Raw genomic sequence first — 6794 nt, 5'->3', positions numbered from 1 at the left:
CCAGGGTCAGGAAGGCCGCATGCCCCTCGTTGAGGTGGTAGGTCCCGATGCTGAACCCGAGGGCCTGGAGCAGGCGGACGCCGCCGATGCCGAGCACGATCTCCTGCTTGAGGCGGTAGACGTCATCGCCCCCGTACAGGCGATCCGTGATCCTGCGATCCTCGGGAGCGTTCTGGTCGAGGTCGGTGTCGAGCAGCAGCACCGGGATCTCATGGCCGATGGGACATGTGACGACGTAGAGCCAGGGCCGAATCCAGACGGACCGGCCCTCGATCCCGACGGCGATCATGGCGTCCAGCGGCGTGGCCCACTCCGCCGGGTTCCAGGGATCGTCGTGCGCCACTTGGGAGCCGTCGGCGGCGATCTCCTGGCGCAGGTAGCCGGCCCGGCTCGCCAGGGTCACGAACACGACCGGCAGTTCGAGATCCGCGCACGACCGGGCGGTGTCGCCGGCCAGAATGCCGAGGCCGCCGCTGTAGCTGTGGATCTCCGGCCGCAGGGCGATCTCCATCGAGAAGTACGCGATGCTCGTGCGCTGGAGAAACGGGAGGATGGCGGCCACGGTGATATTCCTGCTGATAGCTCGACCATGAGCTTGGACGAGGGAAAACTATCCATCATCCTCCAGGTTGCCTTGATGCGCGTCAACGCAACACTTGGCCCTGAGGAGTAGTCTCCGATCAAGACCGGACGGCACCGGCCGTGGCACATTCATGGTCAGGCAGGCTCCGATGGTCGCTGCGGCAACGAAGGACAGTCGATGGACCGCGCGTCATCGTTACACGGTATCCTGAACATACCGGCAGGCCCGATCCAGATGGGGCGCGGCGAGCCCCTGCCGCTCGGCTTGCAGGACTACCAGGACGGCACGAATCTCGCCGTCTTCAGCCGCCATGCCACCAGCATGGCGCTACTGCTGTACGACAGTGTTGATGCAGCCCTGCCATCCCTCAGGATCGATCTCGAACCGGATCGCCACCGGACCGGCGACGTCTGGCACGTCCGGCTCCATGGAGACCTCCAGGGGATGCTGTACGCCCTGCAGGCTGACGGACCCGGGGAGCCCGATCAGGGGCTCCGGTTTCAGCCGGATCGGCCGCTGCTGGAGCCCTATGCGGCCTCGGTCGTGGGCAATGGCTGGAGCCTACCTGCCACATCGCCCTCGGAGCCTGCAGCATGGACGCACCGATGCGTCATCCCCGACCATTGGTTCGACTGGCAGGACGAGGTCCGCCCCCGTCACCTGTGGAACGAGACGATCATCTATGAGACCCACGTGCGCGGGTTGACGGTGCATCCCTCGTCGGGCGCCAGGCACCCCGGCCAATACCTGGGCCTCGTCGAGAAGATCCCTTACCTCAAGCGTCTCGGCATCACGGCGGTCGAACTGATGCCGGTTCAGGCCTTCGATCCTCATGCAAGGCAGAAACGCGATCCGCGCACCGGGGCGCCGATGCCGGACTACTGGGGCTACGATCCTATGGCCCTGTTCGCACCGATGCCAGGCTATGCATCGGGCTCATCGCCCCAAGCGGCGGTGACGGAATTCAAGACGATGGTCCGCGAACTCCACAGGGCCGGCATCGAGGTCATCCTCGACGTCGTGTTCAACCACACGGCCGAAGGCGGCGAGGACGGTCGAACCTACAGCTTCCGCGGCCTCGACAACGCGATCTACTATATCCTCTCGCCGGATCGCCGCCGCTATCTCGACTTCACCGGCTGCGGCAACACACTGAACTGCAACCACCCGGTCGTGCGCAGCATGATCATCGACTGCCTCCGGCACTGGGTGGTGCAGATGCACGTGGACGGGTTCAGATTCGATCTCGCCTCGATCCTGGGCCGGGACGCCGAGGGAAACATCCTGCCGAACCCGCCTCTGCTGGAGCAGATTGCCGAGGACCCGCTGCTGCGGGACGTGAAACTCATTGCCGAGGCATGGGACGCCGGGGGCGCATTCCAGGTGGGTGAGTTCCCCGGCACGCGCTGGGCGGAATGGAACTGCCATTACCGCGACGACGTCCGGCGGTTCTGGCGCGGCGATGCGGGCATGACCGGCCGCTTCGCCACCCGCCTCTGCGGTAGCGCCGACCTCTACCACCAGAGTGGCAACGGCTCCCCTATCAAGAGCATCAATTTCGTCACGTGCCATGACGGCTTCACGCTGAACGACCTCGTCTCCTATGCGGCGAAGCACAACCAAGCCAACGGCGAGGGCAACCTCGATGGTCTGACCGAGAATTACAGTGAAAACAATGGCATCGAGGGGCCCACGGAGGATCCCGCAGCCGAGGCGATGCGTCTGCGCCAGATCAAGAACATGCTCGCGTCCCTGTTCCTCTCGCGGGGTGTGCCGATGCTGCTTGGCGGTGACGAGTTCCGGCGGACGCAGGCCGGCAACAACAATGCCTATTGCCAGGATAATGAGACCTCCTGGTATGACTGGACGCTTGCCGATCGGAACGCACATCTGGTGGATTTCGTCAGCGATCTGATCGCACTCCGGAAGGCGCATCCGGTTCTCGGCGCGGATCGCTTCTACAGGTCTGAGGAGATCGAGTGGTTTGGTGCGAATGGCGGGCCGGTGGATTGGGACGGTCCCGACAACCAGGTCGGCTGTGTGGTTCATGAGTACGAGGGTGGAGCCCTGTGCCTTCTCTTCAACGCGGCACGTGCTCCCTGTCGGTTCATAATCCCGTCATCAACCCGACGCTGGCATATCGCAATCGATACGGCTGATCCTGCTCTGCGGGTCAAGGAGGTTGTCAGCGGCGCGATTGCGCTTGAGGCCCGTGCCACGGTGGTCCTGATATCCAGGAGCAAGGGCCAGGATGGTCCTGCAGGCATGATCGACGAGACCAGCACCTGGAGAAGGAGTTGCACGAGCCTGCAGGTTGCGCGACGGGTGGTTTAGAAAGGCGTCACCATGCTGGATCCGAATCCCAATAGGGGCTCACCATCGTCTCGGGGTTTCCTCTCCGTGCTCGGCCTCAAAATCTCCACAGGACGGGCACTGATGCGACTGGAAAGGCGGCAGATTCGATGGAGGCGCCGGCGGCAAACCGATCCTGACCGGCGAACCGGTTGAAAAGGCTGATGCATCTCGCAACCGCTGGCCGTGTGCCCTAGAACGGTCAAGTCATGCCAAGAATCGCCACCGGAGGGACCGCCCCTGTACCAGCCTCTCAGATTTCGCTTGACGGACAGGTCCTCGGCTACCCGGTCGAGACGCACACCCCTTGGTGGTCTGGCCGCCATCGGCATGTCTGCCATCCTCGCGGGCTGCGGGGCCTTGCCCCGCAACCACTTCACTGCCGCGGACCAAGCGGAGGCGAACGTGCCTGGCATGCCGGACGTCCGGTTCTGGGCAACTGCCGGGAGTTCCGCCCGCCAGGCGGCGCAGTTCAACCCGCGGTCTTTGAGAGACTTGAACTATCTCGCCCTTTCCGGCGGCGGAGGCGACGGTGCGTTCGGGGCGGGGTTGCTGAACGGATGGACGCGGACCGGCACCCGTCCGGAATTCGCGATTGTCTCGGGCGTCAGCACCGGAGCCCTGATCGCACCCTTCGCCTTCCTGGGAAGTGCATACGACGACACCCTGCGCGAGATTTACACGGGCGGCTACGGCAGTACCCTTCTGGAGTCACCCAGCCTCATCAACGCCATCTTCGGATCCGGGGTGTTTGACAACAACCGCCTGAGATCCCTGGTCCAGCGGTTCGTGACGCCGGAGGTGGTCGCGGAGGTTGCGCGCGAGTACCTCAAGGGCCGTCGTCTTCTCATCGTCACGACAAACCTGGATGCCCAACGTCCCGTGATCTGGAACATGGGAGCGATCGCCGCGAGCGGGTCGCCCGATGCCGTCGAGCTGTTCCGTTCCGTGATGACGGCCTCGGCCAGCATCCCGGGCGTGTTCACGCCGACCCTGATCACTGCGCTGGCTGATGGACGCCTGTTCCAGGAGATGCATGTCGACGGAGGTGTGACGGCAAACGTTTTCATCCTGCCGCAAGACATCGTCACGCAAAACGTCCGCCCTGGGCCTGGCATGCGGGTCAGCTTCTACGTTGTCATGAACGGAAAGATCGAGCCGTCCTTCACTGTCGTGGGCAACAGGGCGACAGAGATCGTCGGCCGTGCCGTGACGACAATGACCCAGGTCCAGAGCTGGTCGACATTGCAGGCGACCCATGATTTCGCACGCCGCAACGGCTTCGGGTTCAACCTCGCTTACATCGAGGCGGACATGCCCGAAGGTGGATCGATGGGCTTCGACAGGGAGTACATGCGGCGGATCTACGCTTATGGCTACGATCAGGCTTTGTCGCAGACGGTGTGGAAGCGGAACCTGCCTGGGAAAGAAGCTTCCATGACGAGGCCTGTGCGAGGGCGCTCAGCCCTTCCGGAGTAAGGGCGTAGCGAACGGGTCCCCCCGCTTCCGGATCCGCAGCCTCCCTTGCAAGTCTCGCGCACCAGCCATGTCTAATACATTGGCCAAAGCGCCTCTCGTGACAGCTCTTGCAGAAATTCGAGCTCGTTCTTGGGACGCTTTCTCTGGTACAGGAGCAATCTTCTCGGCTCGGCGGCGAACAGTATTTTCGAATACGATTGGGAGACTTTGGGGAGGCGTGCGACGGCTATGCGTGATGCATGCAGCAACACCAGACCAGCTGGTGCTTGCCGCTAACGTGCATGACATATCGGAGGGGGCAGGAGGTGTTTCCGCGGGCATGTCTTCAATTATCGCCCGGACGGGGGCGTACTGAGACGTCGACGCACATCCGGGCGACCGTCCAACCGCTTCCGTGAACTCAAAGGCTTGGTGCGGGCCGGCGAGCCGCTTTTGAGCCAATATTGTTCTGGATCAAGGAAAGATCTCGGCCGCCATAACACTTGAGATGGGGCCAACATGGGCCATGTTCCGAACGGATCGTAGGGAGACAAGGTGATGGAGCCGAACGCGCGCAAGCAGCAGTGGACCCTCTGGTATATCTTCGCGGCGTTTCTCGGTGTCCTGCTGATCCAGCAGTTCTGGACGACGTACCGGCAGGTCGAGACCATCCCCTACAGCCAGTTCGAGCAGCTTGTTGCCGACGGCAAGGTCGCCCAGGTCACGATCGGGCAGGACACCATCACGGGCGCCCTCAAGGAGCCAACGGCGGAAGGCCGCTCCTACTTTGCGGCGGCCCGGGTCGACCCGACGCTGGCCGAGAAGCTCGCCGCCAAGGGCGTCACGGTTACGGGTGCTCCCTCCGGCGGCATCATCTCGACGATCCTGTCGTGGATTCTGCCGGCCTTTGCCTTCTATCTCCTGTGGTCGTTCCTGTTCCGCCGGGTGGCCGAGCGCCAGGGGCTCGGCGGCCTCATGTCGATCGGCAAGTCGAAGGCCAAGGTCTATGTCGAGACCGACACCAAGGTGACCTTCGCGGATGTCGCCGGGGCCGATGAAGCCAAGTTCGAGCTGCAGGAGGTGGTCAACTTCCTCAAGAACCCGAAGTCCTACGGCCGTCTCGGGGCCCGGTTGCCCAAGGGCATCCTCCTGGTGGGCCCTCCCGGCACTGGCAAGACCCTGATGGCCCGCGCCGTTGCTGGCGAGGCTGGCGTTGCGTTCTTCTCGATCTCCGGCTCGGAGTTCGTCGAGATGTTCGTCGGCGTCGGAGCGGCGCGGGTCCGGGACCTGTTCGAGCAGGCTCGGAAGGCTTCGCCCTGCATCATCTTCATCGATGAGCTCGATGCGCTCGGCCGCAGCCGCGCCGCCGGCAACATCACGGGTGGGTACGACGAGAAGGAGCAGACGCTCAATCAGCTCCTGGCCGAGCTCGACGGCTTCGATCCGTCGAGCGGCGTGATCCTGCTCGCGGCGACGAACCGGCCCGAGGTGCTCGATCCCGCCCTCCTCCGGCCAGGTCGCTTCGACCGGCAGGTTCTCATTGACAGGCCCGACCGCAAGGGCCGCGTGGATATTCTGAAGGTTCACGTGCGCAAAATTCAACTCTCACCGAGTGTGAACCTCGACGACATCGCTGGCCTGACAACGGGCTTCACCGGCGCCGACTTGGCCAACCTCGTCAACGAGGCGGCGATCATCGCAACCCGCCGCAACGCCCAGGATGTCTCCTTCGACGACTTCACCGCCGCCATCGAGCGCATCGTCGCCGGCCTGGAGAAGAAGAGCCGCGTTCTCAATCCGGAGGAGAAGCGCCGGGTGGCCTATCACGAGATGGGCCATGCCCTGGTCGCTGCGAGCCTCTCCGGAGTCGACCCCGTGCTCAAGGTCTCGATCATCCCGCGCGGCGTCGGGGCGCTTGGCTACACCATCCAGCGCCCGACGGAGGACCGCTTTCTCCTCTCGCAGAGCGATCTGCAGAACCGCATCGCCGTGCTCATGGGCGGGCGCGCCGCCGAGTCCCTGATCTTCGCAGGCGAAATCTCGACCGGAGCCGCAGATGACCTGCAGCGGGCGACGGCGGTCGCCTTCGAGATGGTGACGCGCTACGGCATGGCGGGCGCCACCGGGCAGCGCACCTACCTCCCCCCGCAACAGCCCTTCTTAGGCGCGCCATCGATCGAGAGGCCGAACGCGTCCGAGGAAACCCTGCGCGAGATCGACGTCGAAAGCCGTAATCTTGTCGATCAGGCGTTCGAGCGCGCCCTGGCCATTCTTCGCGACCGGATGAGCGATCTGGAGGCCGGGGCAATGCTGCTCCTGAAGAAGGAAACCATCACGGTTGACGATTTCCCGGCGCTCCGGCAACCTGATGAATCCACTCCCGACAGAGTGGCTCAATCCG

At 63.9% G+C, this 6794-nt stretch carries 3 protein-coding genes and 1 pseudogene; 3 read left to right on the top strand and 1 reads right to left on the bottom strand.

Annotated features, from left to right (window positions below; translation table 11 throughout):
• Positions 1 to 562: pseudogene (locus OC446_RS28740) on the bottom strand (alpha-glucan family phosphorylase); the annotation flags it as partial.
• Between the two features lie 198 nt (positions 563 to 760).
• On the opposite strand from OC446_RS28740, the gene glgX reads away from it, so the two are divergent.
• From glgX to ftsH, 3 genes are all read left to right on the top strand, one after another.
• The gene (gene glgX, locus OC446_RS28735; protein ID WP_181054745.1) at positions 761 to 2917 is read left to right on the top strand and encodes a glycogen debranching protein GlgX; all 2157 of its coding nucleotides are present in this window, start codon (positions 761 to 763) and stop codon (positions 2915 to 2917) included.
• A 348-nt stretch (positions 2918 to 3265) separates the two neighbouring features.
• Positions 3266 to 4414, top strand: coding sequence for a patatin-like phospholipase family protein (locus OC446_RS28730; protein WP_181054746.1), 1149 nt, complete (start codon positions 3266 to 3268; stop codon positions 4412 to 4414).
• A gap of 537 nt (positions 4415 to 4951) precedes the next feature.
• Positions 4952 to 6794, top strand: a 1843-nt coding sequence (gene ftsH / locus OC446_RS28725; protein WP_262032351.1) for an ATP-dependent zinc metalloprotease FtsH, incomplete at its 3' end; no start/stop codon positions are given.

Origin of the sequence: Microvirga sp. Mcv34 (assembly GCF_024519725.1) — a bacterium.
Classification (GTDB): Bacteria; Pseudomonadota; Alphaproteobacteria; order Rhizobiales; family Beijerinckiaceae; genus Microvirga.
The sequence above is the reverse complement of the archived record's forward strand: the minus strand, read 5'-3'. Positions and strand labels throughout refer to the sequence as shown.